This is a genomic window from Gammaproteobacteria bacterium, assembly GCA_013003425.1.
Classification (GTDB): Bacteria; Pseudomonadota; Gammaproteobacteria; order Steroidobacterales; family JABDKV01; genus JABDJB01.
In genome coordinates, this window is sequence record JABDJB010000078.1 from 1 (window position 1) to 24,085 (window position 24,085).

General features: G+C 59.0%; 22 protein-coding genes. 6 read left to right on the forward strand and 16 right to left on the reverse strand.

What is annotated here, in order from left to right; translation table 11 throughout:
- The 3 genes from HKN06_10755 to HKN06_10765 all read right to left on the reverse strand — a co-directional run.
- On the reverse strand, nt 1-656 hold a 656-nt coding region (locus tag HKN06_10755), incomplete at its 3' end, for a hypothetical protein (GenBank protein NNF61790.1).
- 336 nt (nt 657-992) lie between these two features.
- Nucleotides 993-1,865 carry a mechanosensitive ion channel family protein gene (locus HKN06_10760; GenBank protein NNF61791.1) on the reverse strand — a complete coding sequence of 291 codons (873 nt, stop codon included), beginning with the start codon at nt 1,863-1,865 and terminating at the stop codon, nt 993-995.
- 73 nt (nt 1,866-1,938) lie between these two features.
- Nucleotides 1,939-2,082, reverse strand: coding sequence for a hypothetical protein (locus HKN06_10765; GenBank protein NNF61792.1), 144 nt, complete (start codon nt 2,080-2,082; stop codon nt 1,939-1,941).
- A gap of 222 nt (nt 2,083-2,304) precedes the next feature.
- On the opposite strand from HKN06_10765, the gene HKN06_10770 reads away from it, so the two are divergent.
- Nucleotides 2,305-3,627, forward strand: coding sequence for a sigma-54-dependent Fis family transcriptional regulator (locus tag HKN06_10770; GenBank protein NNF61793.1), 1,323 nt, complete (start codon nt 2,305-2,307; stop codon nt 3,625-3,627).
- A 7-nt stretch (nt 3,628-3,634) separates the two neighbouring features.
- Here HKN06_10770 and HKN06_10775 read toward each other — a convergent pair whose 3' ends face one another.
- From HKN06_10775 to HKN06_10825, 11 genes are all read right to left on the reverse strand, one after another.
- The gene (locus HKN06_10775) at nt 3,635-3,910 is read right to left on the reverse strand and encodes a PRC-barrel domain-containing protein (protein NNF61794.1); all 276 of its coding nucleotides are present in this window, start codon (nt 3,908-3,910) and stop codon (nt 3,635-3,637) included.
- Nucleotides 3,911-3,967: 57 nt separating this feature from the next.
- Nucleotides 3,968-4,162, reverse strand: coding sequence for a PLDc_N domain-containing protein (locus tag HKN06_10780; protein ID NNF61795.1), 195 nt, complete (start codon nt 4,160-4,162; stop codon nt 3,968-3,970).
- 46 nt (nt 4,163-4,208) lie between these two features.
- The gene (locus tag HKN06_10785; protein ID NNF61796.1) at nt 4,209-4,676 is read right to left on the reverse strand and encodes a hypothetical protein; all 468 of its coding nucleotides are present in this window, start codon (nt 4,674-4,676) and stop codon (nt 4,209-4,211) included.
- Nucleotides 4,677-4,865: 189 nt separating this feature from the next.
- Nucleotides 4,866-5,297, reverse strand: coding sequence for an MgtC/SapB family protein (locus HKN06_10790; protein NNF61797.1), 432 nt, complete (start codon nt 5,295-5,297; stop codon nt 4,866-4,868).
- Nucleotides 5,298-5,336: 39 nt separating this feature from the next.
- Entirely contained in the window at nt 5,337-6,509 is a 1,173-nt protein-coding gene (locus HKN06_10795) for a phosphatidylserine/phosphatidylglycerophosphate/cardiolipin synthase family protein (GenBank protein NNF61798.1), read from the reverse strand.
- Between the two features lie 81 nt (nt 6,510-6,590).
- A complete protein-coding gene (locus HKN06_10800; GenBank protein ID NNF61799.1) occupies nt 6,591-8,087 on the reverse strand; it encodes an SLC13/DASS family transporter in 1,497 nt (498 codons plus the stop codon).
- The gene (locus HKN06_10805) at nt 8,084-8,593 is read right to left on the reverse strand and encodes a CBS domain-containing protein (protein NNF61800.1); all 510 of its coding nucleotides are present in this window, start codon (nt 8,591-8,593) and stop codon (nt 8,084-8,086) included. Before HKN06_10805 ends, HKN06_10800 begins: the two co-directional genes overlap by 4 nt.
- Before the next feature lie 52 nt (nt 8,594-8,645).
- Entirely contained in the window at nt 8,646-9,506 is an 861-nt protein-coding gene (locus tag HKN06_10810) for a hypothetical protein (GenBank protein ID NNF61801.1), read from the reverse strand.
- A 21-nt stretch (nt 9,507-9,527) separates the two neighbouring features.
- Entirely contained in the window at nt 9,528-10,883 is a 1,356-nt protein-coding gene (locus tag HKN06_10815; protein NNF61802.1) for an aspartate aminotransferase family protein, read from the reverse strand.
- 15 nt (nt 10,884-10,898) lie between these two features.
- Complete coding sequence (locus tag HKN06_10820; GenBank protein NNF61803.1) at nt 10,899-12,257, reverse strand: glutamine synthetase; 1,359 nt, start codon at nt 12,255-12,257, stop codon at nt 10,899-10,901.
- Entirely contained in the window at nt 12,258-13,025 is a 768-nt protein-coding gene (locus HKN06_10825; protein ID NNF61804.1) for a gamma-glutamyl-gamma-aminobutyrate hydrolase family protein, read from the reverse strand. It abuts the gene before it with no gap.
- Nucleotides 13,026-13,164: 139 nt separating this feature from the next.
- Here HKN06_10825 and HKN06_10830 point away from each other — a divergent pair, with 139 nt between their 5' ends.
- Entirely contained in the window at nt 13,165-14,508 is a 1,344-nt protein-coding gene (locus tag HKN06_10830; protein ID NNF61805.1) for a glutamine synthetase, read from the forward strand.
- Between the two features lie 44 nt (nt 14,509-14,552).
- Nucleotides 14,553-15,731: a CoA transferase gene (locus HKN06_10835; protein NNF61806.1), complete on the forward strand. Its 1,179-nt coding sequence runs from the start codon at nt 14,553-14,555 to the stop codon at nt 15,729-15,731.
- A 1-nt stretch (nt 15,732) separates the two neighbouring features.
- Here the strand turns inward: HKN06_10835 and HKN06_10840 are convergent, their stop codons facing one another.
- A complete protein-coding gene (locus HKN06_10840; GenBank protein ID NNF61807.1) occupies nt 15,733-17,010 on the reverse strand; it encodes an FAD-binding oxidoreductase in 1,278 nt (425 codons plus the stop codon).
- Nucleotides 17,011-17,059: 49 nt separating this feature from the next.
- On the opposite strand from HKN06_10840, the gene HKN06_10845 reads away from it, so the two are divergent.
- On the forward strand, nt 17,060-18,493 hold the full coding sequence (locus HKN06_10845; protein ID NNF61808.1) for an aldehyde dehydrogenase family protein: 1,434 nt from the start codon (nt 17,060-17,062) through the stop codon (nt 18,491-18,493).
- Between the two features lies 1 nt (nt 18,494).
- Here the strand turns inward: HKN06_10845 and HKN06_10850 are convergent, their stop codons facing one another.
- The gene (locus tag HKN06_10850; GenBank protein NNF61809.1) at nt 18,495-19,889 is read right to left on the reverse strand and encodes an APC family permease; all 1,395 of its coding nucleotides are present in this window, start codon (nt 19,887-19,889) and stop codon (nt 18,495-18,497) included.
- Between the two features lie 79 nt (nt 19,890-19,968).
- Here HKN06_10850 and HKN06_10855 point away from each other — a divergent pair, with 79 nt between their 5' ends.
- A complete protein-coding gene (locus tag HKN06_10855; protein NNF61810.1) occupies nt 19,969-21,549 on the forward strand; it encodes a tetratricopeptide repeat protein in 1,581 nt (526 codons plus the stop codon).
- Between the two features lie 212 nt (nt 21,550-21,761).
- Nucleotides 21,762-23,984: a TonB-dependent receptor gene (locus HKN06_10860; protein NNF61811.1), complete on the forward strand. Its 2,223-nt coding sequence runs from the start codon at nt 21,762-21,764 to the stop codon at nt 23,982-23,984.
- Nucleotides 23,985-24,085 lie beyond the last annotated feature (101 nt).

Below are 24,085 nucleotides of genomic sequence, written 5' to 3' on the forward strand. Positions count from 1 at the left end.
TTGACCAGTTCCGCCGAGAATTTGCAGGGGATATGCCCCGGGCCACCAAGGCGGTCTTTATCCGGAATCGTCGTGGTGCAGTCCCAGCGGGTGCGAGTGCCGGCCATCACATCGCGCGGCGTCAGCCTGAAGACTGCATCGTCGCCAAAATGCGTCGGCTCCAGATGAGCGACAAGCACGCCGCCCGGTTGCAGCGTTACGGCGGTAACGTGCTCGCCGTCAGAAAGCTCGTCGGGGTCTATGCGAAGGTCGGAAAAGTCCTGCGGGTAGTTGCCCTGCTCCATACGGTACTGCGTCAAAAACATTCGCAGCTGGTGCACCGTGGTGTAGGCGGCAGCAAAACGCGCTGTGGTGATGTAGCGATGCTGCTCCGCACCCGATGCGGTTACGTCGGCCATTGGCGTCACGGGCGTGGCGCCTGGCAGGTTGACGATTTCGACCTGCTGCGGGCCGGACAGTCTGTTGGCAATGACCGAGCCGATCACCACCAGTGTTGTCAGCCCGAGGGCCGCTGCGATCAGTTTGCGGCGGCCTGGAAGACGCTGTGACGGGGCTTCAGTGCGCTGCCTTGCTGCAGGCAGCGCGCCGCCGCAGCCGTTACAAAAGCTCTGTGGCTGCGGGTGAGCAACGCCACAGTAGGTGCATACCACGTCCATTGCCGATCTCGCCCAAAATACTGAGGCTACCTCAGCCCTGCCCTGCCTGCCGTGCACAGGCCACAATTTTCATATTGGGCGGTGATCTTACGCCGGGAGCGCGCTTTGGGTTTGGAGACATCAGTTTGAACCAGCAGCGTCGTAGGTTGCATAGTTGTCGGCCGGCCGGGTCCCATGCTCTGGTTCGTGGTGCTGTTCGGGGAACATGGGCAAAGACTTAACCTGTAAGTAGTAATGGCGGTTGCGAACCCGCCCGAATCGCTTTGCCCGCCCAGACAAACAAAAAAGGCCGGCTGAACAATCAGCCGGCCTCCCGCCATCATTCCGGATGGGAACTCAGGCAGCTTCATCCATGCGTATCGGTACCCGCTCGTTCTTGAAAGTAAGCGTTCGGTAGGGATACGGAATCTCGATGCCGGCGTCATCAAGCGCCTTTTTGATGGCCTCGACCACCTCGTCCCGCGAACCGCGGATATTTGCCGACTCGCTGCCGTTACCGGTCCACCAGGTCACGTCGAAATCAATGCTGCTGGCACCGAACTGGCGTGCATACACCTGTGCCGGTTTGTCCGTGTTAACCGATTGGCAGCTCTCGAGAGCTTCCTGGATCACCTTGCGGCTTTCGGCAACATCTTCGTCATAGCCGACGCCGCACGCGATGGTAATACGACGGGTATTGCGGTCGGTGCGCACCGTCACGGGGGTCTTGAACAGCATCGAATTGGGCACCACCACGCGCTGGCCATCCAGCCGGCGGATATTGGTGTCACGCACCGTGATTTCCTCGACCGTGCCTTCCAGGTCATTGCATTCGATCAGGTCGCCGATCTCAAACGGCTCGCGCAGCAGAATCAGGATGCCGGCGATGAAGTTCTCGAAAATATCCTTGAAGGCGAAACCGATGGCAATCGATGACAGGCCTAACGCCGTCAGGATTTTTCCCGGCGTAAACGATGGGAACATGGCGGTGCTTGCCAGCAGTATGCCGGTGACCCAGACGCCGATGAAGACCAGCTTGGAAAACAGCTCGCTCAGCGACTGCCGCAGGCCGGCTTTATCTGTCAGCCGGCCCGTGCCGCGACGAATGAGCTTTGCCGCCACCCAGGTAATGGCCAGGATGACCAGGCCGGTCGCCAGCAGGGGCAGATGCTCGATGGTAGCCTCGAGCATGCCTTCCAGGCTCGATATCAATGTTTCTGTTGCGTTCATAGCTCCGTATTTCCAATCAGTTAATTATTTGAATCCGTGTGCAGCCCCGATTGCCGCCGGGCCGGCAGTCGATTCAATCGTGCTCGTCAACCTCTTCCTGGATGTTTTCACCGAGCTGCTCGACGTCTTCGCCAATGCCTTTTGTGGTACTGCAGCCCGCGATCACCAGGACCAGGCCCGTAATGACAGTTGCCAGCAGGTACTTCCAGTAAGTCATTTTGTCCTCCTCAGTAAAAGCCTCACCCGGAGAAAAGCAAGTACCGTGCCAACCGCCCAAATGCTGAAAATATAGTGTTTTTCGCCTCACTGACGGCCACAATTCAGTAAGTTTTACCCGCGACCCGGAAAGATTTGCCGGTTGCTGGGGGATTTCCTTCATTGCGGCGCCGTCGGAGCCCTCATAGACTCATTCGCCTGGGTGGTTGAATTGGTAGGGCTCATGCTCCAGGGACTCATCGTTGCCAGAGATGGCGAGGAGATGCTTCGCCTGAGCGAAGTATTTCGCGGCTGTGGCTATGCGGTCGATACCGCAACGGATTTCAGTGTCGCCACCGACTTCCTGCTGAAGCACACCCCGGAAGTCGCACTGATCGACCTCGACGTGGTTGATTCAACCGGCCTGTCGGTCATCGAGAATAACCAGCTGGCCAACGTGATGGACATCTATCTGATGTCCGACAGCCCGACCCTGTCATCGGCGGTGCGGGGCATGCGGGCCGGCGCCTCTGATTTTTTCGAAAAACCTGTTGATCCCGACCGGCTGAAAGCCAACCTGGAAAGTCTCGTTGCCGACATGGACTCCGGGCAGGATCCGGCAGTGCGCAAGAGCGGGCGTGGCAAGCTGGTCGGTGAGTGTTCCGCCATGCGGCGGGTCTACCGGCTTATCCGCAAGGTCGCGCCGACCGACCTGGCTGTAATGCTGGTAGGCGAAAGCGGCACCGGCAAGGAACTGGCGGCGCACACCGTGCACGATCTCAGCGTGCGCGCCGGGCAGCCCTTCACGGCGATCAATTGCGGCGCGATACCGGCGGAATTAATGGAAAGCCAGTTGTTCGGGCACGTCAAAGGCGCATTTACCGGTGCCACAAAGAACCACAAGGGCTTTTTCGAACGCAGTCACGGCGGGACGCTGTTTCTCGACGAAATTACCGAGATGAGCCCCGAACTGCAGGTAAAGCTGCTGCGGGTGCTGGAGACAGGTCATTTCATGCCGGTAGGCGGCGCTGCCGAGCTGACCGCCGACGTGCGGCTGGTCTCAGCAACCAATCGCGACCCTGAAGAAGCGATTACTGCAGGGGTTCTGCGCGAAGACCTCTACTACCGGCTGGCGCAGTTTCCTGTCGGCCTGCCACCGCTGCGCGAGCGCGGTGACGATATAGAACTGCTGGCGCAGTTCTTTCTGCAAGTGAGAAACAGCGAGCTGGGTGTCGACAAGCAGTTCGGCGCAGATGCTATAGATGCTTTGCGTATGCATGACTGGCCCGGCAACGTCCGGGAGCTGAAGAATGTCGTGTTTCGCGCGCATGTTCTGGCCGGTGAAACTATCGGGCTGGACGACCTGCCAAACGACGTGCCCTCCAGCGGTCCGACCCGGGGTGATCGCATCAGGATTTCCATCGGCATGTCGATCAAGGAAGTCGAACGCAGGCTGATTTTTGCCACGCTCGAGCACCATGACGGCGACAAGCAGAAAACGGCCGATACGCTGGGCGTCAGTGTCAAAACGCTCTATAACCGGCTGAAGCAATACGAGCTGGAGTAAATGTTTTTTAACTGCTGCAGCGTGGCTGGCTGATCGATTCCAGGAACCTGCGTCTGAAGGGTGCTGTCGCGATGTTGCCGTCCTGATCGATTTGCACCTGGCTCCAGGGCACGAATACTGACCGGGCGGGCTCCACTTCATCGATAACCAGCTCAATGAAACCAATGCGGCCACTGCCCGGTACAACTTCCAAATCAACGATATGCCCCAGCAGCTCTTTGTCAGTGTTGTAGACAGGCTTGCCGATCAGCTGCTGTGTTTTCCAGTTTATATGTTCTTCCATACTATCTCGTGGTGTACACATGGCAACGCGGGGCCGGAGCCCCGCGTCTCCGTTTCTTCAGGCTGTTGCGGCGTGCTGTCTCGGTCCGAGAAAAAACCAGGCAATCAGTCCGATTACCGGCAGCAGCACAATCAGCAGCGACCAAAGCACCTTGCGGCCTACGCTGGCCGGGCTGCTGAAAACATGTACCAGTGCCCACAGATCAAATGCCAGAATAACCAGCCCCAGTAATCCGCCTATTTCCAAACCCATTACGTACCTCCTCCAGTTGTCCGTGAAATTTCAGTAATCCTGTCGCTCAGTCCGACGTCTCAGCGCGCTCGTTCTGCTGCTTCTCGCGCTTTTCTTCGGCCATATTGCGTTCTTCCGGCATTTCGACGTCGATCGTCGGCACGGTAATGTCCTTGTCTTTCAGTTCAACTTCCGGAACCGGTACGGACAATTTCTTTTTACCGACTTCGATGTCAGCCACTTCGATCTCGAATTCCGGCAGCTGGCCGCCCGATACGTCGACATCAACATCAGGAAGCCGTGCTTCCTGGGTCTGTTCGACATCGAATTTGGGCAGCTGGCCACTTTTCACATCGATATCCACATCCGGCAGGCGCGTTTCACGCGTCTGGTCGACATCGAAATTCGGTAGCTGGCCATCTTTCACCGCGACGTCGACATCAGGAAGACTGGCCTCCTTCGACTGTTCGACTTCACATCCGGTCAGGCCCAGGGCTGCCGCGGCGGCAATAATAGAAATAACTGATCTGCGCATTTTCCCTCCAGTTTTGCGACGGTGAATCCGCCTGTGCTGCAGGAGGTGCAGTAATCGTGCCAGGTTGGCGCGAGTGGGAGTTTCGTGCTGCTATTACAGCATTTCAGGGTGAACTGGCAGTTCGACAGAAGTGCGCCGCAGGGTGCCGATTACGGAAGAATTTTCCGATGGAAGGAAATTTCTTCCGTGCTACTCGTCGATGTCTTCCTTGACGTACGGGACAAACTGCAGCGTCAGGTAGTTCAACAGCGACAGTGCGATAGCAATCTCGAAGCGCCGGAATGCAACCGCTATGCCGATGGCGCCGGTATTCCACAGGCTGGCGGCGGTTGCGGTGCCGGTAACACCGCCGCGGCTCTTCAGAATCGCGCCGCCACCGATAAACCCCATGCCGGTAATGATGCCGTAAATGACACGCGATTCCGCATCAGTGGTTGAAAGTACCTGCATGCCGACCAGCGTGTAACCGCAAGCCGCAATGGCGACGAGTGGAAACGTGCGCAGGCCGGCACTGCGTCGTGGCCCTTTCTCGCGGTTCCAGGCGACCGGCAGCGCCAGCGCGTACGCTGCGCTCAACAACATCAGGTGGTGGCCAATAGTTGTGAAATCGATGTCCATCATCTGTTCATCCTCCAGCGAAGCGACATTAGCATATCGTGGCTAGCGGCCAGAACGGCGGGCAGCACGGCGATAAGCGCGATAGGCACGCAGCTGCCCGCGGTAAGCGCTACGCACCAGCCATGCATCTATCAGTGCTGAGAAACGTTGCGACAGCCGTGCACCAAGTGAACGATCGCGATACAGCTCCGATGTTATTTCTTTGCTGGCGGCAAAGTCCGTCGTAAAGAGCTGTTGCAGCGACGCTATGGCCGGTGCGTGAGTGGTTTCCACCTGCGCATCACGGTTCCAGCGCATGCCCCAGTGATCCAGGTTGCAAGAGCCGACGGCGGCAAGATCATCGATCAGTTGTGCCTTCATATGCAGGCAACGCTCCTGGTATTCGAAGATGCGCACACCATCACGCAGCAGGCGACCATAGAAGCGCCAGCCGGCACTGCGCACCAACGGCTGGTCGGTTGCCGTCCCGGACAGCAGCAGGCGTGTGTCCACGCCACGGCGCGCCGCCCGGCGCAGTTCGCGCAACAGCCGGAAGCTGGGGGCAAAATACGGTGTCGCGATCCAGGCGCGGTGACGGGCACCGGCAACGACAGAGGCTACGCGGTGCCGGATTTCACGCCGTTGCAGGGGGTGATTCCGCAGCAGCCGGCAGCGGCCCTGCCCCGCACTGGCTGTAGTGGTCGGTAACTCAGGCCGGCCCCCGGCGTAGACCTGCCAGTCATGAGCAAATTCGGCGTGCATGTCGCTCACGACCGGACCCTTCAGGCGTAAGGCAAGGTCGTGCCACGGCTGGTCACTGCTGGCCGGGTCAAAGTCGTCGGTGATGCAGAATCCACCGATAAAGCCGGTTGCGCCGTCGACCATGAGCAGTTTGCGATGATCACGAAACAGGTTCAGTCGTGGCGGCCACGGTCGGGCCGGGTTGAACCAGGCCAGGTTTACCTTCGCATCGGCGAGCTGCTTCAGCTCGTCGCGTGCGGCATATGCGCCAAACCTGTCTGCAAGCACATAAACTTCAACCCCGCGGCCCGCCGCCGCAGTCAGCGCCGCAGCAAAACGCTCAAGACAGGCGCCCGGCTCTACCAGGTAATTAACAAGGACGACGCTCTCGCTGGCTGCATCGATCGCCGCCAGCATGGCCGGGAAAAAACGATCACCATCCACGAGCAGCGTTGTGTCGCAACCGTCGCGCCAGGAGTAGGCGAATCGCCCCATTTCAGCTCCTGTTGCCTGGGGTGGATGGACGTCGAATGAGTAGCCGGCACTCGACCGAATGGCGCATACCAGTTTCCGCGTTCAACCCGCCAGGTGCACCGGCATACCCATCCACGGCCAGATTTTCCAGACAAACAGCGCCAGCACCGCAAGCAGCAGGATACTGGCCGGTATGCCGGCCCGAAAGAATTCCGCCGAGCTGAATTGTCTGCTTTGGTAGGCAATGGCGTTCGGTGCCGCGCCAACCATGAAGAGAAACGGCATGCCGGCAACGGCAAGTGTGGAATACAGCACCAGCTCCGGTGCTATGCCGAGGTAACCGGACACAGCGAGGGCGACCGGCAATGAAATCGCAATCGCCGCCACATTCATAATGAGATTTGTCAGCAGCAGCACAAACAGCGACAGGCCGATGACAAACACAAGCAGCGGGCTGGTTGGCAGGTGCGTCAGCCACTGGATCGCAAGCCAGCGTGCCGCACCAGTCTGCCACAGGCAAAACCCTATGCTCATGGCGCCACCAAACAGGAAAATAATATTTAGCGGCAGTGATTCGAGATCGTCCAGGTCAAGTATCCTGAACACGAAAAAAACAACCGTCACGGCAAGAATAATTGCGCTCTTGTCAATCTGGCCGAGCAAGGGAATCACCGAACGCAGGCTCATTGCGGCAATTGCGATCAGCGTTACAATAATCACCAGCCATTCCTGCCAGCTGACCGGGCCCAGCCGCTTGTGCAGTTCCCTGGCGCGTCGCCGCAGCCCGAAAATTACCGGCTTGTCAGGGCGGAACACCACCAGTATGTACAGCCACAGCAGAAAAACCATGGTGACGCCGAGCGGCAGCATGTAATAGGTGAGCTCGCCAAAAGAAATTTCACGCCCGGCAAGGTCGCGAAAGAAGCCGATAGCTACAGCAGCACGAGCCGCACCGAACAACGTGATAATGCTGCCGGCGCCGGCGGTGAATGCCATGCCGATAAAAAGCCCTTTGCCGAAGCGGGTTACGCCATCGTGACCATAAAGGGCATGGATAGCTGTGAGCAACGGGAAAAGAGCGGCGGCGACGGCGGTATGCGCCATGAACAGGGTAAGGCCGGCGGTCATCAGGAACGTGCCCAGGTAAATCATGCTGGTGCGTTCGCCGGCAAGCGCCAGCATGCGGTAGGTAAGTCGCTTTGTCAGGCCGGTGCTTGAAAATGCCATGCCAATTGTAAAAGCGCCGATAATGAACCAGACGGCCGGGTCAAGAAAATCGGTAAACGCCGCGCGCGCATCACGTATCTGGAACAATGCCTGGACAACGGCAATCGTTATTGCCGTGATGCCGACCGGAACCGCCTCCGTCACCCACCAGACTGCGGCGAGCACAAACAGACCCAGCGCGAGTTTTGCTTCTCGCGTAACGACGATGGTCTCGCCGGAAGGGTCGATTGCGTCAGGTAGCCCCGGCAGCAAGGCAAAGAGCGTGAAACCGGCGATACCCAGCAGCAAAGCGAAAGGGCGACCGCGTTGGCGTTCGTCGGCCTCATCCGCCAGCGCCGCCCGCGGCGTTTTGCCGCTGTCAGCATCCGTCATGGCGCCAGGACACTCATCGCATGGTAGACGTGCCGTAACACATCAACGGTGCGTACCACGCCGACCGCATGGTCATCCTCCACCACGACAGCCATGTGGGTGTCATCGCCGACCAGTTCATAGATGACCTTTGTCAGGGAATCCCCGGCGTCCACCCTGCCCTCGATGTCTCGCATGACCTCGCGGATCGGCCGGTCAAAGCGCGCCTGCCAATGCTCCTGTTTGTCTGGCGACAACACCTCTGCGAGGTTCGGGTCTACCTCGGACCGGATTGGCACATCGGCAAGCTCGTCGAGCTCTTCGAGCAGGTCAATCTCGAGGCCCTTGAGGATATCCCGCCGCCTGACGGCGCCAACCAGCTTCGAATTCTCGAAAACCAGTACTACGCGCGGCATGGATTGCCGCCCCTTGCCGACGGCAATCTGGGCCTGCACCAGCATCCGGGCTGCTTCTCGCAGCGAATCGTCGGGCGCCGCATGTGGATATTCGTCCAGCGGTACCATCAAATCTTTTGCAGTCAGCGTCTTCAAGCAACGACCCGGCAGTTAACTCACTTTACTATGCCTTTCCGGCCGGCTCGCTGCCACCGGTATCTGACCCGGCGGTCTCCGCGTGCCATTCAAAAATGTTCATCTCGATAAAGATAAAAGCGACCAGCCACAGGAAGGCATCCCAGAAATCGAGGAACTCGCCATCGATGCCCCAGTAAATTGCGCAGCCAAAGAGTATTGCGTACAGGACGCCTTTGATACCCTTGCTGATACGCAACAAGCCATCGGTGAGCAGGTCGCGGTGCTGCAGCAGCACCTCGATTTCCAACAGCGCGACGATAATCAGCCAGTCTCCGGCGTTGATGACGTCAGTCAGTGCCAGGGCATGTGCCAGTTCCAGTTGTGCCGCGCTGCCAATAACCCGGGTGCCGGGCAGCTGCAGCAACGCCTCGCCCTGCAATGCCTGGCAGACTTCCGGCGTCAGCGGAAAGTAATTGTCGAGTGAATCAATATAGGTATAGCCGGTACCAATCAGGCTGCACACATTGTCGACGGCAAACGGCACCGCGCTGGTTACCAGCCCGTATTTGACCAGGTAACCGTAAAACGAATAAATAATAAACAGATAGCACACTGCCCGGGTGGCCGTCAGCGTCCATTTGAGCCCGCCTCTGAGCTTGTTGTCCGGGATTGCCGCCGTTTCCAGTTCGAACAGCAGCAGCAGTATTACCCAGGCAAGCGTATCAACCGTTGCCGAGTAGGCCTGCACCAGGTTGCGCCAGGTTACGCCATCGACAAAGATCTCGGCGCTGGCCGCGTAGTCTTCGAGAAACCACAGCCACACGTTGAGCGCCAGCAGGGCATAAACGCTGTATTTGAACAGCCGAAACCAGAAGTGGCCGCCAGGCAATGTGCTGTCAGCGTTCATTGGTGGGAGCGCCGAATTGGCCTAGAGCAGTCGTTCGGCCGCCGCGTCCAGCGTGGCGCGGGCTTTGACGACCAGTTCATCGACGTGCGTTCGCTGCATGACCAGCGGCGGCGATACGATAAGTTTGCTGCCGACAGCCCGCATCACCAGGCCGTTCTCCAGCGCCAGGTCACGCGCCACGTTGCCGGCGTCTCCCGGCTCTTCAAACAGCTCGATCGGATCACGCGAACGCACCAGCTCCAGCGCGCCGAGCATGCCCACACCACGTGCTTCGCCGACCAGCGGATGGTCAGCGAGCGTGTGCCACTGTTGTTGAAAGTACGGCCCGATTTCGTCACGCACATACTCGACGATGCCTTCCTCTCGCAGGATTTTCAGGTTTGCCATGGCAACAGCGGCACAGACCGGGTGCCCGGAGTAGGTGTAGCCATGGAAAAACTCGCCGCCCTTCTCCTTGAGCACGGCCGCCATGTGATCCGCGACGATCACGCCGCCAATCGGCAGGTAGCCTGAAGAAAGGCCCTTTGCGACCGGCATCAGGTCGGGTTTTGTGCCGTAGTGTTGCGCGCCAAACCAGCTGCCAAGACGCCCGAAGCCGGTAATTACCTCGTCGGACACCAGCAGTATGTTGTATTTGTCGCAAATGCGCTGAATCTCCGGCCAGTAGCTGTCCGGCGGCACAATTACGCCGCCGGCTCCCTGCACCGGTTCGCCGATAAATGCAGCGACCCGATCGGCCCCGAGTTCCTCGATCTTCTGTTCGAGCTGATGTGCGACACGCAAACCGAATTCCGCCGGCTCTTCATCACGCCCCTCGCCAAACCAGTATGGCTGGTCGATGTGCACGATACCGGGAATCGGTAGCCCGCCCTGCTTGTGCATCGGTTTCATGCCGCCGAGGCTGGCGGCCGCAACCGTCGAACCGTGATAGGCATTGTGACGACTGACAATGATGTCTTTGCCGGCATGACCCATGCAGGCCCAGTAGTGGCGCACCATGCGTATAACCGTATCGTTTGCCTCCGAGCCGGAGCCGGAAAAAAATACGTGGTTCATGTGTGCGGGCGCGAGCCCGGCAAGCATTTCGGACAGTTCAATGGCCGGTGGCGTGGTGCACTGGAAAAAGCTGTTGTAGTAAGGCAGTTCCCTGAATTGAGCAGCCGCTGCATCGGCGAGCTCCTGCCGCCCGTAGCCGATGTTGACGCACCACAGGCCTGCCATGCCGTCCAGCAGCCGTCGCCCTTCGGCATCGGTCAGATAGACGCCATCTGCGCTTTTTATGATGCGCGTGCCATGCTGCGCCAGGTCTCCGCTGTCGGTAAACGGGTGCAGGTGATGCGCAGCATCCTTGCGTTGCAGAGCGGATAAATTACTCATGGCTTCTCTTGTTTATCAAACATTCAACAGCAGGAATTCCCTCTCCCAGGAGCTAATGACCCGAAAGAAAGTCTCGTGTTCGAGTCGTTTTATTCCCGCGTAGCAGGTGGCGAAGTCTTCACCGAACAGGTTGCGCAATGCAGGCTCCTGTTCGAGGCAGATCAGCGCATCTTCCAGGGTGTGCGGCAACGAGCGCTCCATCATCCGGGCATTCTGGTCGGTCGGCGCGCTGGGTTCGATTTCCTGTTTCATGCCCAGGTATCCGCAGGCCAGCGTCGCGGCAATGGCCAGATAAGGATTGACGTCGGAACCGGCAAAACGCGTTTCGATGCGGCGGTTCTCCGGGCTCGAGACCGGCACCCGCAAACCTGCAGTCCGATTGTCTATACCCCAGTGCACATTAGTCGGCGCACTGTCGCCATAGGCAAACCGACGATAGCTGTTTACATACGGGCCATAAAAGATAAGCGCTGCTGGTGCAAAATGCTGCAGCCCACCGATGTAGTGACGCAGACGGCCGTTAAGTTGCCCATTGTTATCGTCAGCGAAGATATTCCTGCCAGTGCTGATGTCGTTTATCGACTGGTGAATATGCATCGAGCTGCCGGGCTCGTTTTCCATTGGTTTTGCAAGAAAGGTTGCAAATACGCCATGGCGCATTGCTACCTCACGCATCATGCGCTTGAACAGGCAAACCTGGTCCGCCCGGCTAAGCGCTTCGGCGTGCTCGAAATTGACCTCCATCTGCGCCGCGCCGGATTCGTGGATGAGCGTATCCAGGTCCAGCTCCATCGCATCGGCAAAGTCGTACATATCCTCGAATAACGGATCGAACTCGTTCACCGCATCAATGGAATAGGACTGACGGGCTCGTTCCGGGCGCCCCGAGCGTCCTACCGGCGGGCGTAGCGGATAATCCGCGTCGGTATTGCGCTCGACCAGGTAGAACTCCACCTCCGGCGCGATAATGGGTCGCAAACCTTCTGCTTCGTACAGGTCGAGAATAGAGCGCAGCACGGTGCGCGGCGCCAAACGGTGGAGTTCACCGTCGCTGTCAACGCAGTCGTTAATAATCTGCGCGGTGGGTTCCTCGACCCACGGCACGATACAGGCGGTGTCAGGGTCGGGCTTGAGAAACATGTCTCGATCAGACGGGTGTACTGGCGCCCAGTCATCGTCCGGTGCGGCGTATTCGCCGGTTACAGACTGTACAAAGATTGCCTCGGGCAGTCGCACGCCCTCGCCTTTCAGAAATCGTTCGGCGGGAATAATCTTGCCGCGCACATTGCCGGTCATATCCGGCACCAGCGCTTCGACCTCATCAATCTTGCGGCTGGTCAGCCAGTCGCGCAGCTCGTTACTGATCTTGTTCATCTATTCGCCTTCAATGCGGCGGGATGCCGCGCGCTCTCTGCAGGCGGCACCGAACGCACGCCATGTTGCGGCGTAGAAGGGATTCATGTGCGGCTTCCACTCCGGGTGCCATTGTACCGCCAGGGCAAATGCGGATGCGCCGGCAACGCTGAACCCTTCTATCAGGCCATCGTGCGCCCGCGCCTCCACGGACAACCCATGCGCCAGCCGGTCGATCCCCTGGGCATGCAGGCTGTTGACGGTCTGTTCCAGGGTGTCAGCCAGTCGCGCCAGTATGCCGCCGGGTTCGAGGGTTACCGGGTGTGCCGGACCGTACTGGCCGTCCAGGTCGAGGCTGGCGTCCTCCAGGTGATATTCGTAGTCGGGGTGTTCGTGGACTTTCTGGTGCAGTGTGCCACCCAGCGCAACGTTGATTTCCTGAAATCCCCGGCACACACCGAGCACCGGTATGCCCGCTTCCAGTGCCGCCGGGATCAGCCGCAGGTTGGCGGCATCGCGCGCCTCATCCAGCGGGCTGTCGGGATGCGGCTCGCCACCGTCATAGTGCTGCGGATGAATGTTTGCGTAGCTGCCGGTCAGCACAATGCCGTCGACCATGCCCAGGATCTCCCCGGCAGTAACGCCATCGGTGAGCGCCGGCAGCATGACCGGCAGCGCATCCGCCGCGTGGGTGATAGTGCGAATGTATTTGTCGCCGACGCAATGGTAGTCGTGCGGGGCGATATGTTTCAGGTCGGCACTCAGCCCGACCACCGGTCTGCGTTGCATGGTGTGGCTCGTTAGCGTGCCGGCAAAGTAACACTGCCCCTGCCCCGGTTCAAGCGACTAGCGAGCAGTTTTTTCCAATAAGACCATGCTGTTATAAAACATTTTTAACCCTGACTGCGGCGTCTGTTAGCATGCCCTCATGACTGACGCGATGTCCGGTTTCCTGCAACAACACGCCGATCTGGAATTTATCGATCTGCTGATGCCTGATCTCAACGGTATTGCCCGCGGCAAGCGCCTCAGCGCCAGTGATGCCGGAAAAGCAGTCAGCGACGGAATCCTGCTGCCCCGTTCGCTTTACGGTGGCGACATACGCGGCGACACGGTCGAAGAAACCCGGCTCGGCATAGCTACCGGCGACATGGATTACACCTGCCGCCTCGAAACGGAAACGCTGCGCCCCGTACCGTGGGCAGATACACCCGCAGCCCAGTGCATGATGGAAATGTACGATGATTCCGGCCAGCCGTTCAGCGCCAGTCCGCGCCAGCTCCTGCGCGAGATAGTCAGGCAGATGAATGCCGCCGGCCTGTTTCCTACTGTCGCTGTTGAACTGGAGTTTTACCTGTTGCGCGACCGGCTGGATGATGCCGGCCGGCCGCAGCTGCTGATCGACCCTTTTACCGGCGAGGAATCAGACAGCACCCAGGTTTACAGCATCGATGATCTCGACAACTTTCGTCCGTTTCTGGAAACCGCCAAGCGGTATTGCAGCGCGCAGTCGGTGCCAGCCTCGGCCGCGGTTGCCGAGTACGCGCCTGGCCAGTTTGAAATAAACCTCAGTCACAAGGCCGATGCACTGGCAGCCTGTGATGACGCGATCTATTTGAAACGTATCGTTCGGCAGGCAGCCCGTTCCGAGCAGATGAGCGCCACATTCATGGCCAAGCCGATGATGGACCAGACCGGCTCCGGCACGCATGTCCATGTAAGCATTTGCGACGAGAACGGCAACAACCGGTTTGCCGCCAGCGAGGCAGAATTACACCATGCCATAGGCGGGCTGCAGGCCACGATGAGTGACGCGATGTTGCTTTTCGCCCCGCACGCCAATTCCTACCGGCGCTTTCGCAAGAATGCCTATGTGCCGCTAAGCCCGAGCTGGGGTTATAACAACCGCACCGTGGCGCTGCGGGTTCCGGCCGGCCCGGAGCACGCCCGTCGTATCGAACACCGCGTCGCCGGTGCCGACGCTAACCCTTATCTTGTCGTTGCCGGTGTGCTGGCCGGTATCCTGCACGGTTACCGGGAAAAGCTGCTTCCGGATCAGCCCGTCGAGGGTGATGCCGTGCGCCAGCGTCCGGCCAGCCTGCCCACCGACTGGGACCGCGCGATTGAGTTGCTGGCAGACAGTGACTGGGCAGAGCACTACTTCGGTGCGGATTTCCAGCAGCTGTACAGCACCATCAAGCGTGCCGAGTATGACAGCTACCAGTCTCATGTACCGCCGCTGGATATCCAGTGGTATCTGCAAATCGTTTGACCACGCTGAACGCCAAACCGCTCGCCGGTATACGCATACTGGACATGAGCCGGGTGCTGGCTGGTCCATTCGCCGCCCAGGTCCTGGCGGATCTGGGCGCCGAAGTAATCAAGATCGAACAACCGGGCAAAGGCGATGTAACCCGCCGGTGGGGCCCGCCGTTCCATAGTGATGACGCTGGTCGGGAAACCGGTACGGCTGCGTATTACTACTGCGCCAACCGCGGCAAGAAATCGGTAACGGTAAACCTGGCTGTTTCCGCCGGGCAGGAAATCATCCGCAAGCTGGCAGTAGCAAGCGACGTGCTGCTGGAAAACTTTCGTACTGACAAACTGGCGGAGTACGGTCTTGACTACAGCACGCTGCAGCAGCACAACCCGCAGCTGGTTTATTGTTCCATCACCGGCTTCGGGCACACCGGACCTTACCGGGAACGGCCCGGCTATGACCTGCTGATCCAGGCGATGGCCGGCGTCATGAGCGTGACCGGATCCGCCGACGGGCCGCCATTGCGTGCCGGTATTTCCATCGCCGATTTGTCGGCTGGTCTGTTCGCGGTAATTGCGATCCAGGGCGCCCTGCTCGAACGCGAACGCTCGGGCCTGGGACAGCACATCGACTTGTCGCTGTTCGATGCCCAGACTGCGATGCTGGCCAACCAGGCAGCTCATTACCTGGTGGGCGGCGAAGTGCCAGGCCGTCTTGGTAGCCAGCATCCCAACATCGTGCCCTACCAGGCGTTTGCCACCAGCGAAGGCTATATCATCCTGGCTATAGCCAGCGATGAGCAGTTCGCCCGGTTCGCCGCAGTTGCCGGCGCGGCGGAATTGGCCCGCGACGAACGCTTTGCTACCAACGCGGCACGGGTGCGGAATCGGGCTGCCACCGTTTCTGCGGTTGGTGATTTACTGAAACAGCGTCCCGGCGCCGAATGGATCGAGCTTCTCAGCGCCGCCTCCATACCTGCGGGACCAATTAACAATATTGCAGAAGTATTTGATAACCCTCAGGTTAAAGCGCGGGATATGTGCCTGGAGTTAAGCGACCCGGTCACCGGGCCGGTGCAGTTGCCCGGTAGTCCGCTGCATTACAGCCGGTCGGATTCATCGGCCGCAACCACGCCACCGCCGGCAATGGGTGCAGATACCGACAGCGTGCTGTCTGATTTGCTCGGGCTGGACAAAGAGCGGCTGACCGCCCTGCGCGACAAGGGCGTGATCTGACCTACAGCCGGTCGCGCAGTGCGTAATAACTCATTCCGGCCACCAGCGCAGGCCAGCGCAGCAGCGCGCCTCCGGGAAAGCGCCGAGTTGGCAGCCCGGCCATCAGGTCGAAGCGCTGCGTTTCACCGCTGACTGCCTCTGCCAGCAGCTTGCCACCCAGCGTGGCGGTGGGCACACCGTGTCCCGAGTAGCCCTGCGCGTATAACACGTTGTCCGCCAGCCGGCCAAAACCGGGCAGCCGGCTCATGGTTATTGCCAGCGTGCCACCCCAGGCATAGTCAATTCTGGTTTCGGCCAGCTGCGGATAGACCCGCAACATGTACTTGCGCACGAATGAGCGGATATCGGCCGGAAAACGCCGGCTGTAATTTTCGCCGCCACCAAAGATAAGCCGGTTGTCTGCCGACAGCTTCCAGTAGTTGATGACGAAAAGAGAATCCTGCACGGCGACGTCATCGCGAATGATGCTGCGCGCTTCGGTTTCGGGCAACGGCTCGGTTGCCAGGATAAAATTGTTGATCGGCATGATCTGCCCGGCCATTCGCCTGCTGAGCGATTCCACATAGCCGTTACAGGCGATAACGACATCTCGGGCACGTACGCAGCCGGCTTTGGTGCGCACCACAACGGTTTGCCCCTGCTCGAATGCGCAGACCCGGCTGCGCTCGTAAATCGTGGCGCCGGCTGCTTCGCCTGCAGCAGCCAGACCCAGGACATAGTTGAGCGGATGCAGATGTGCTGCCGTTTCGTCCAGCATGCCGGCAAAGTATCGGTTGGTACCCAGCATGCCGAGTAACTCGTCGCGCGGGATAAAACGCACGCTCTGGTGGCCGTAGCGTTGCCGCAGGTGCTCGCATTCCTGCTGCAGCCCGCTGACCTCTCGCTGCTTCGCCGCAACGTAAAGAACCCCGCTTTTCAGGTCACAGTCGATGGAGTGCCCGGCGATCAGTGCCTTGAGCAGTTGCACGGCTTCGAGGCCGAGGTCCCACAGTTTCCCGGCCGTTTCGTGACCCACCAGCTTCTCCAGCGCTGGCTGGTCCTTGCGCTGGCCAACGCTGACATGGCCCCCATTGCGGCCCGAGGCGCCCCAGCCGACACGCTGCGCCTCGAGCAGTACTACTTTTTTACCGCGCTGTGCCAGGTGCAATGCGGCCGAGGTGCCGGTAATACCGCCGCCGATAACGCACACGTCGGCCGTGAGCTCACCCTGCAGGGCTGGCCGCTCACGTATCCCGCGCGCGGTTGCGTTGTAGTAAGAATCGATGTATCCGTTGTGCATCTGCGCCGCCTATAATAGCAGTCCGTCAATAGCAGCAGCGGATCGGGCAATGAAACAGCACACCAGGTTTTATATCAACGGCGAATGGGTCGAACCGCACTCGCGGCAGACGCTGGAGGTGATTAATCCCGCTACCGAGAAAGCCGTGGCGACGATTGCTCTGGGTGACGCGACCGATATTGATCGAGCCGTGATGGCCGCGCGTGCAGCCTTCGACAGCTTTTCGGGCACCAGCCGCAGCGACCGTCTCGAATTGCTGCAGGCGGTACTCGCTGTATACGACAAACGCTACGCCGAGATGGCGGCCGCAATAACCGAGGAAATGGGCGCACCGGACAAGCTGGCAATGCGCGCGCAGGCAGGCTGCGGCAAAGGCCATCTTGCGCACGCGATCAAGGCGCTGAAGACTTTTGAATTCGAGCAACGCATGGGTGAGAGCGTGATCCTGCGTGAGCCAATTGGCGTTTGTGGCTTTATTACGCCGTGGAACTGGCCGATAAACCAGATTGCCTGCAAGGTGGCACCCGCTTTGGCGACAGGGTGCACGATGGTGCTAAAGCCCAGTGAAATAGCTCCGCTGTCGGCAATTCTTTTTTCTGAAATACTGCACGAGGCCGGCGTGCCTGCCGGTGTTTACAACATGGTCAACGGCACCGGTCCGGATGCTGGTGCACCGTTGTCAGCACACCCGCAAATCGACATGATGTCGTTTACCGGCTCTACCCGCGCCGGGATTCTGGTCGCCAAGGCCGCAGCCGATACCGTCAAGCGTGTCACCCAGGAACTGGGCGGCAAATCGGCAAATATCATTCTCGACGACGCCGACCTGGAAAAAGCCGTGACCTATGGCGTACGCGAGTGCTTTTCCAACACCGGCCAGTCCTGCAACGCGCCCAGCCGCATGCTGGTGCCACGCGAGCAGCTGGCGGAGGCAACCGCAATTGCGGTGCGCGCGGCCGAGGCGACGCGTGTCGGCGGTCCGCATGACGAATCAACGCACCTCGGACCGGTGGTGAGCCAGGTGCAGTACGACAAGATCCAGCGCCTCATCCAGCAGGCCCTTAACGAGAATACCGAACTTGCAACGGGTGGACCGGGCAAACCACAAGGCCTCGAGACGGGTTACTACGTGCGCCCCACCGTGTTCACCAATGTCTCCAACGACATGACGATTGCACGCGAAGAGGTTTTTGGGCCGGTGTTGGCCATTATCCCCTATGACAACGAAGACGATGCAATACACATAGCTAATGACACCGTCTACGGTTTATCCGGTTACGTGCAATCGGGTGATATAGAACGTGCGCGTCGGGTTGCAGCCAGGATGCGGACCGGCATGGTGCATATAAATGGTGCGGGCGGAGATTTCGAGGCACCGTTTGGCGGCTACAAGCAGTCAGGCAACGGACGCGAGTGGGGGCCGCTGGCGTTCGAGGACTTCCTCGAAACAAAGGCGGTCATGGGTTACGACAAGACCGCCTGAGCTACTTGTCCCGGTTGGCCCGCTCCGCTGCACGAATGGCGGCTTCGCCCAGCGCCAGCAGCGCGAGCGCGCCGTAAAGTACCGGTCGCTGTATGCCTTCGCCGGGTGTATAAACAAACAGGACGATTGCAATTGCCAGAATAACGAAACACAGTGCGGCGAGTATCACCGCAACGGTCAGTCCGCCTGGAATGCAAAATGGCCGCGGGTGCTGCGGATCACGCACCCGAAGTTTTACGAACGCTGCCATCATGCCGAGATATGGCAGCAGAAAAATCACTGCGCTGAAGGCAAAGAGCGACCAAAACAACTCTTCCTTAGAACCGGCCAGAAACCCGTAAAGAACCAGCACCGCGGTGCCTACCAGTCCCATAGTGATAGCGGCGCCGGCTGGTGTGCCACGGCTTGTCTCATGCGCCAGAAAACGCGGCAGCTCGCCTTCCTGTCCGGCTTCGGCAGCAGCGCGGTTACAGCCGAGCGTCCAGGTAACGCCGTTGGAAAAAAAAGTGTAGAGAGCGAAAATGCCAAGGAGCATTACTGCGGCCTGCCCGGCCGTCGACTGCCCGAGAATTTGTCGCAGCGTATCGACCAGTCCGTCGACCAGGTCGATTTCGCCTGCCGGCAGCGCTGCAAGCATCGCGGCAGTAGCAAGGGTATACAACGTAATGATTATCAGACCGGAAACAAAAACCGCCCGCGGTACATCGCGTGCCGGATTCTTCATTTCCTCACTACTGGCGCTGACCAGCTCAAACCCGAGCATGCCGTAGATAATTGCCGGAATGTATTGCGCCGCGTTGCCGAAGTTCGGGCGCAGCGTGTCGAGGCTGAGCGGATTTGCCATGCCATTTTTGCGCGTGTAGACAAACGCGGCAATTATCAGCGCAACAAAAACAGCCACTTTGAGTACGGCGCCAATGTTGGGTATCCATTTGCCGATATCCAGCGTCACTACGTTCAAACCCACAGCAACCCAAAGCAGGGCAATTCCAATCATGATCTGCACCGGAAGTTGCAGGTCCGGCATGAACAGCTGGGCAAAAATTCCGGCAAACAGGATGTTGATGGCCGGTAGCCAGACGGCAGTATTGACCCAGTAGCCCCAGCTGGCCCGCGCTCCCCAGCGGCCGCCAAACGCGTCGCGAATCCAGGCGTAGATACCGCCCTGCTCCGGATAAGCACAGCCCATCTCGGCGCAGATCAGCGCAAACGGTATGTAAAAGACAACGCCGAGAAACAGCCACCAGAAGATACTCGATGCACCAATTGAGGCGGCGGCGGCCAGCGTCTCGAGCAGCAGGATCGCCGATACGGTAAACAGAACCAGGTCTCGTTGCCCGAGCGACCGTTTCCTGTGCACCGTTGACGGCTGGCCCACGACAGGTTTGTTTTTCATTAATCGCAGCCGTAACCACCGGACGAATCGTTACAATAGGCAGTGGGCGATGGCTGATCAAGTAGTATCAATCCCGACAATGCAGCAGACACTCGAAACCTTAAGTAACCAGCAGCTGTTGCAGCGTGGTTTTGCCGCGCTCAATCGCGGCCGTCTCGGTGAAGCCGAGGCATGCTGTCGCACCGCGCTATTGCGTAGCCCGGACCTTGCGCCCGGACACTTTCTCGTCGGCCTTGTGGCGCTGGAGGCGCAGGACAGGCGCACCGCATTCAGTGCTTTTCGTTCCGTGACCAGGCTTGAACCTGCGCATGCCGCTGCCTGGGCACACCTGGCACGCTTGTTTATCACCGACGGCCAGGTCAATCGCGCCGATGCGGCGCTGCGGGAAGTTTTGCGTCATGTACGGGACGAAGCGATTGTCGAAGACCTCGTCGGAACCGTCTATTCGCGCATGGGTGAATACGGCCTGGCGGCGCAGTGGTATGAAAAGGCAATAGAACACCAGAAAGACCACCCGCCGTTCCTGCTCAATCATGCCAACAATCTTGTGTATCACGGAGAGACTGCCGCGGCACAGGACGTGTTCCGTCGCATCATCGATATTCAGCCGCTCAACCCGCAGGCACACTGGGCCCTCGCCGCCGCGCGCAAGGCAACCGATGAACAGCACATTGTGCAAATGCAGCGCATCCTGACCAAGGGCGTACATCCGCGTGCGCAGGCTTTCTACTGCTATGCCATCGGCAAGGAATATGAAGACCTGCAGGAATGGGACGCTGCTTTTCGTGCATTCGCGGCCGGCGCCAGGGCGCGGCGGTCGACCGTGGAATTCGACGAGCAGGCGGAAATCGAGATGTTCCGGTTTCTGGAGGAAAGCTACCTTCCGGAGCGCTTGTCGGGCTCTGGCCACGATTCTGCTGCGCCCATTTTTGTGCTGGGCCAGCCCCGTACCGGTACAACGCTTATCGAGCGCATTATCGGCAGTCATTCGCTCGTGCACCCGGCCGGCGAACTGCAGCAGTTCGCGCTGGCCATACGCCGCCTGGCAGATTACAACGATGCGAAGCGCTTCTCGGCTGAAATGTTCGCAGCAGCACTGGACCTGAACTTTACCCAGCTTGGCGCCATGTATCTCGACACCACCCGGCGCATGCAGGGCGAAACGCCCCGTTTTATTGACAAGCTGCCGCAGAACTACCTGATGATCCCGCTAATCCTGGCAGCGCTGCCAAATGCGAAAATCGTGCACCTGACACGTGACCCGATGGATGCCTGTTTTGCCAGCTTTAAACAGCTGTTTGCCGACGCCTACCTGCACTCCTATGACCAGCAGGAAATGGCCCGCCACCACGTCCGCTATCGCCGATTGATGCAGGTGTGGCGCGACCGTTTTCCGGGGCGGTTCTTTGACATCAGCTATGAAGAGACCGTGACTGACCTGGAACCAGCGGTACGCGATCTGCTTGGCTTCCTGGAGCTGCCGTTTGAAAAAGCCTGTATGGAGTTTCATCGCCAGGACGCCGCTGTGTCGACGGCCAGTGCGGTGCAGGTACGTCAGCCGGTTCACACACGCTCGGTCGGCCGGTGGAAAAAATATGCTGGTGAGCTACAGCCGATGCTGGAAACACTGCAGCACAACGGCGTCGAAGTAACTGTCTGAGAACGCCATAATTTATTGACTTTCGACGTCAAACGCCGGACTATCGTTGCATCAACGACTCAGTACTGTGGGGTGTTCCTGTGAAGTTGAAATCAGCCTGTGTAAACGTCGTTCCGGCTACTCGCCACTCCCGCCTCGCGGAAGCAGTCTCGCTTGCCATTGCCGGCTCTCTGGCCGCTGTGCCTGCCGTTGCGCAGGAAGTGGAAGAAGTCATGGTCACCGCAACCAAGCGGGAAGAATCCGTGCAGGATGTACCGCTTGCGATCACGGCGTTATCGGGCGAATTTACCCGCGAGGTCAATCTCAACGACGTCAAGGATCTTGTTTCCTTTACCCCGGGCGTCACCGGTAACAGCCAGGACAGCTTTATCGATGCCATCAGCGTGCGGGGCATACGCACCCAGGATTTTGGCGTCGGCGGCGACCCTTCTGCAGCGTTTTTCAAGAATGACCTGTACGAAGGCCGCAACGGTTCGGCGGTAACCAGCCTTTACGACATGGCGCGGTCGGAAGTCCTGCGTGGCCCGCAGGGTTTTCTGTTCGGACGCAATTCCATCGGTGGTGCATTCAGCGTGCACACGGCGCGCGCCGAGATTGATGGCGGCAACTCGGGCTATATAGAGCTGGATGCCGGCGAGGACTCACGTATTGCCGGCGAAGGGGCCGTCAATGTGCCGGTCAACGATCATTTCGCCATGCGTTTTGCCGGCTATTTCTCTACCGAAGATGGTTTTGCCAAAAATGTCTTCAACGGCCGTGACGTCATCGAGCATGACAAGTCCGCCGTGCGCTGGTCTACAACCCATGAGAAAGATGCGCTAAGCGTATATACCATGCTCGAGTACGAGTCGCGTAAACAGTCGGGGTCAATGTACCGCGCCGTCGATCGCGGCGATATCTGGGAAACGTTCGTTGCCGCAACCGGTGCTTCTGAACTGAGCGGCAGCGATGAGGACATCGACAGCGACCAGTCCGGCGGTGATGCCGACGATGCCGATATTCTCACGCTCGGGGTGCGTTTCGATTACGACTTCGAGAACATGACGCTGACCTCGAACACCGGCTACAAGGACCATGATTATTTTTACAGCGAGGACTACGACGGCACCCCGCTGAATATCAATAATTACGGCCAGGACCAGGCCGGCGATTATTTCCAGCAGGAGTTTCGCCTCACCTCAGACAACGATGGCCCCTTCTCCTGGTATGCCGGTGTATCGTTCTATAAGGAAAGTATCGACGCGCTGTTTACGTTTTCGGGTGAAGAGGATTTTTTCTGCCAGTACTACGGCTACTATTACAACGATGGCATGACCTTCAGCGGCTGTGCCGACCTGTATGCCTATTACAGTTCACCATTTACGCCAAGCGCTGATGGCCTCCTTACGGAAACAGGGCGTATCGTCGGCGACTATTCCGGCTGGGGTGCCTACGTCGACCTGTCTTTTGCCGCCAGCGATACGCTCGATTTCAGCATAGGCGCACGCTGGACCGACGACGAGAAAGATTTCAGCATCAATGTGCCGCCGCCCGACAGCGACCTCGGTGCCTACTGGGCTTACACGTTCGCCACCGAGGGTGCGGTCAGCGAAAAACGCAGCTGGGACGATACAACCCTGCGGTTTGTCGCTCGTTACCGGCCTACGCCCACCGCACTGCTGTTTGGCAGTTTTACTGAAGGATTCAAGTCAGGTGGCTTTGGTAGCTTTGCCCTGGTGGACTCCATGGGTGACGGCGTTGGCGGCGGTGACGATGAAGCCAGCCAGGCACGCGGTGATCGCCCCAATGCCTTTAACCCGGAAACAGTGGATTCGTTGGAGTTCGGGTACAAGGATACTTTCGGCCAGGCTGACGTGGCAGTTACCGCATTTCTCTATGACTACAAGGATCTCCAGGTAGTCGTGTTCGATGGTGGTGCGGCAAAAGTGGAGAATGTTGGCCAGGTTGATGGCCAGGGCCTCGAGGCATCGATCACCGCCCGGCTCGGTGACAATTACGACTTGTATGCAGCCGCATCGTGGCTCGATACCGAAGCAACCCAGCTGCAAAAGATCTGCGGCCTCGATAACGCGAACGGCTGTGAAGGCAGTTCGCTGTTCTGGGCGCCGGACTTTTCCGGCGCGCTTGTCCTCAATGGTCATTGGCCCGCGGCCAACGGCGAATGGAGTGGCGGGCTGGAAATGTTCTGGGAATCTGAACGAGGCGGCGGTTTCGAAAACCTGGCCTCGACAAAGATCGGGTCATATACCGATGTGTCTGCGCGTTTTGGCTATGAGTCCAATAACAACTGGGCGCTGCGTCTGTATATCGAAAACCTCACCGATGAATTTACCTGGGACGGGTTGAACAATAACGGTGGCGTGCTGCCGTCGCATTTCTTCGGGCCGAAAAAACCGCGCACAATCGGGATCAGTTATACCTACCGCTGGGAGTAATCCCGCGGCCAGGTATATGGAATCAGTTATAACGATCGTTGGTAGTAATCCGCGGGCAGGCTGATGGCACAGTTAAATCGAACGCTGGAAATAATCCGCGC

Coding starts and splice junctions, on each gene's coding strand:
- HKN06_10840 (NNF61807.1), bottom strand. CDS start 17,010: ATGCACAACGGATACATCGATTCTTACTACAACGCAACCGCGCGCGGG.
- HKN06_10790 (NNF61797.1), bottom strand. CDS start 5,297: ATGATGGACATCGATTTCACAACTATTGGCCACCACCTGATGTTGTTG.
- HKN06_10785 (NNF61796.1), bottom strand. CDS start 4,676: ATGCGCAGATCAGTTATTTCTATTATTGCCGCCGCGGCAGCCCTGGGC.
- HKN06_10855 (NNF61810.1), top strand. CDS start 19,969: ATGCAGCAGACACTCGAAACCTTAAGTAACCAGCAGCTGTTGCAGCGT.
- HKN06_10845 (NNF61808.1), top strand. CDS start 17,060: ATGAAACAGCACACCAGGTTTTATATCAACGGCGAATGGGTCGAACCG.
- HKN06_10830 (NNF61805.1), top strand. CDS start 13,165: ATGACTGACGCGATGTCCGGTTTCCTGCAACAACACGCCGATCTGGAA.
- HKN06_10780 (NNF61795.1), bottom strand. CDS start 4,162: ATGGGTTTGGAAATAGGCGGATTACTGGGGCTGGTTATTCTGGCATTT.
- HKN06_10820 (NNF61803.1), bottom strand. CDS start 12,257: ATGAACAAGATCAGTAACGAGCTGCGCGACTGGCTGACCAGCCGCAAG.
- HKN06_10850 (NNF61809.1), bottom strand. CDS start 19,889: ATGAAAAACAAACCTGTCGTGGGCCAGCCGTCAACGGTGCACAGGAAA.
- HKN06_10775 (NNF61794.1), bottom strand. CDS start 3,910: ATGGAAGAACATATAAACTGGAAAACACAGCAGCTGATCGGCAAGCCT.
- HKN06_10800 (NNF61799.1), bottom strand. CDS start 8,087: ATGACGGATGCTGACAGCGGCAAAACGCCGCGGGCGGCGCTGGCGGAT.
- HKN06_10810 (NNF61801.1), bottom strand. CDS start 9,506: ATGAACGCTGACAGCACATTGCCTGGCGGCCACTTCTGGTTTCGGCTG.
- HKN06_10825 (NNF61804.1), bottom strand. CDS start 13,025: ATGCAACGCAGACCGGTGGTCGGGCTGAGTGCCGACCTGAAACATATC.
- HKN06_10795 (NNF61798.1), bottom strand. CDS start 6,509: ATGGGGCGATTCGCCTACTCCTGGCGCGACGGTTGCGACACAACGCTG.
- HKN06_10765 (NNF61792.1), bottom strand. CDS start 2,082: ATGACTTACTGGAAGTACCTGCTGGCAACTGTCATTACGGGCCTGGTC.
- HKN06_10815 (NNF61802.1), bottom strand. CDS start 10,883: ATGAGTAATTTATCCGCTCTGCAACGCAAGGATGCTGCGCATCACCTG.
- HKN06_10770 (NNF61793.1), top strand. CDS start 2,305: ATGCTCCAGGGACTCATCGTTGCCAGAGATGGCGAGGAGATGCTTCGC.
- HKN06_10760 (NNF61791.1), bottom strand. CDS start 1,865: ATGAACGCAACAGAAACATTGATATCGAGCCTGGAAGGCATGCTCGAG.
- HKN06_10835 (NNF61806.1), top strand. CDS start 14,553: ATGAGCCGGGTGCTGGCTGGTCCATTCGCCGCCCAGGTCCTGGCGGAT.
- HKN06_10860 (NNF61811.1), top strand. CDS start 21,762: ATGGTCACCGCAACCAAGCGGGAAGAATCCGTGCAGGATGTACCGCTT.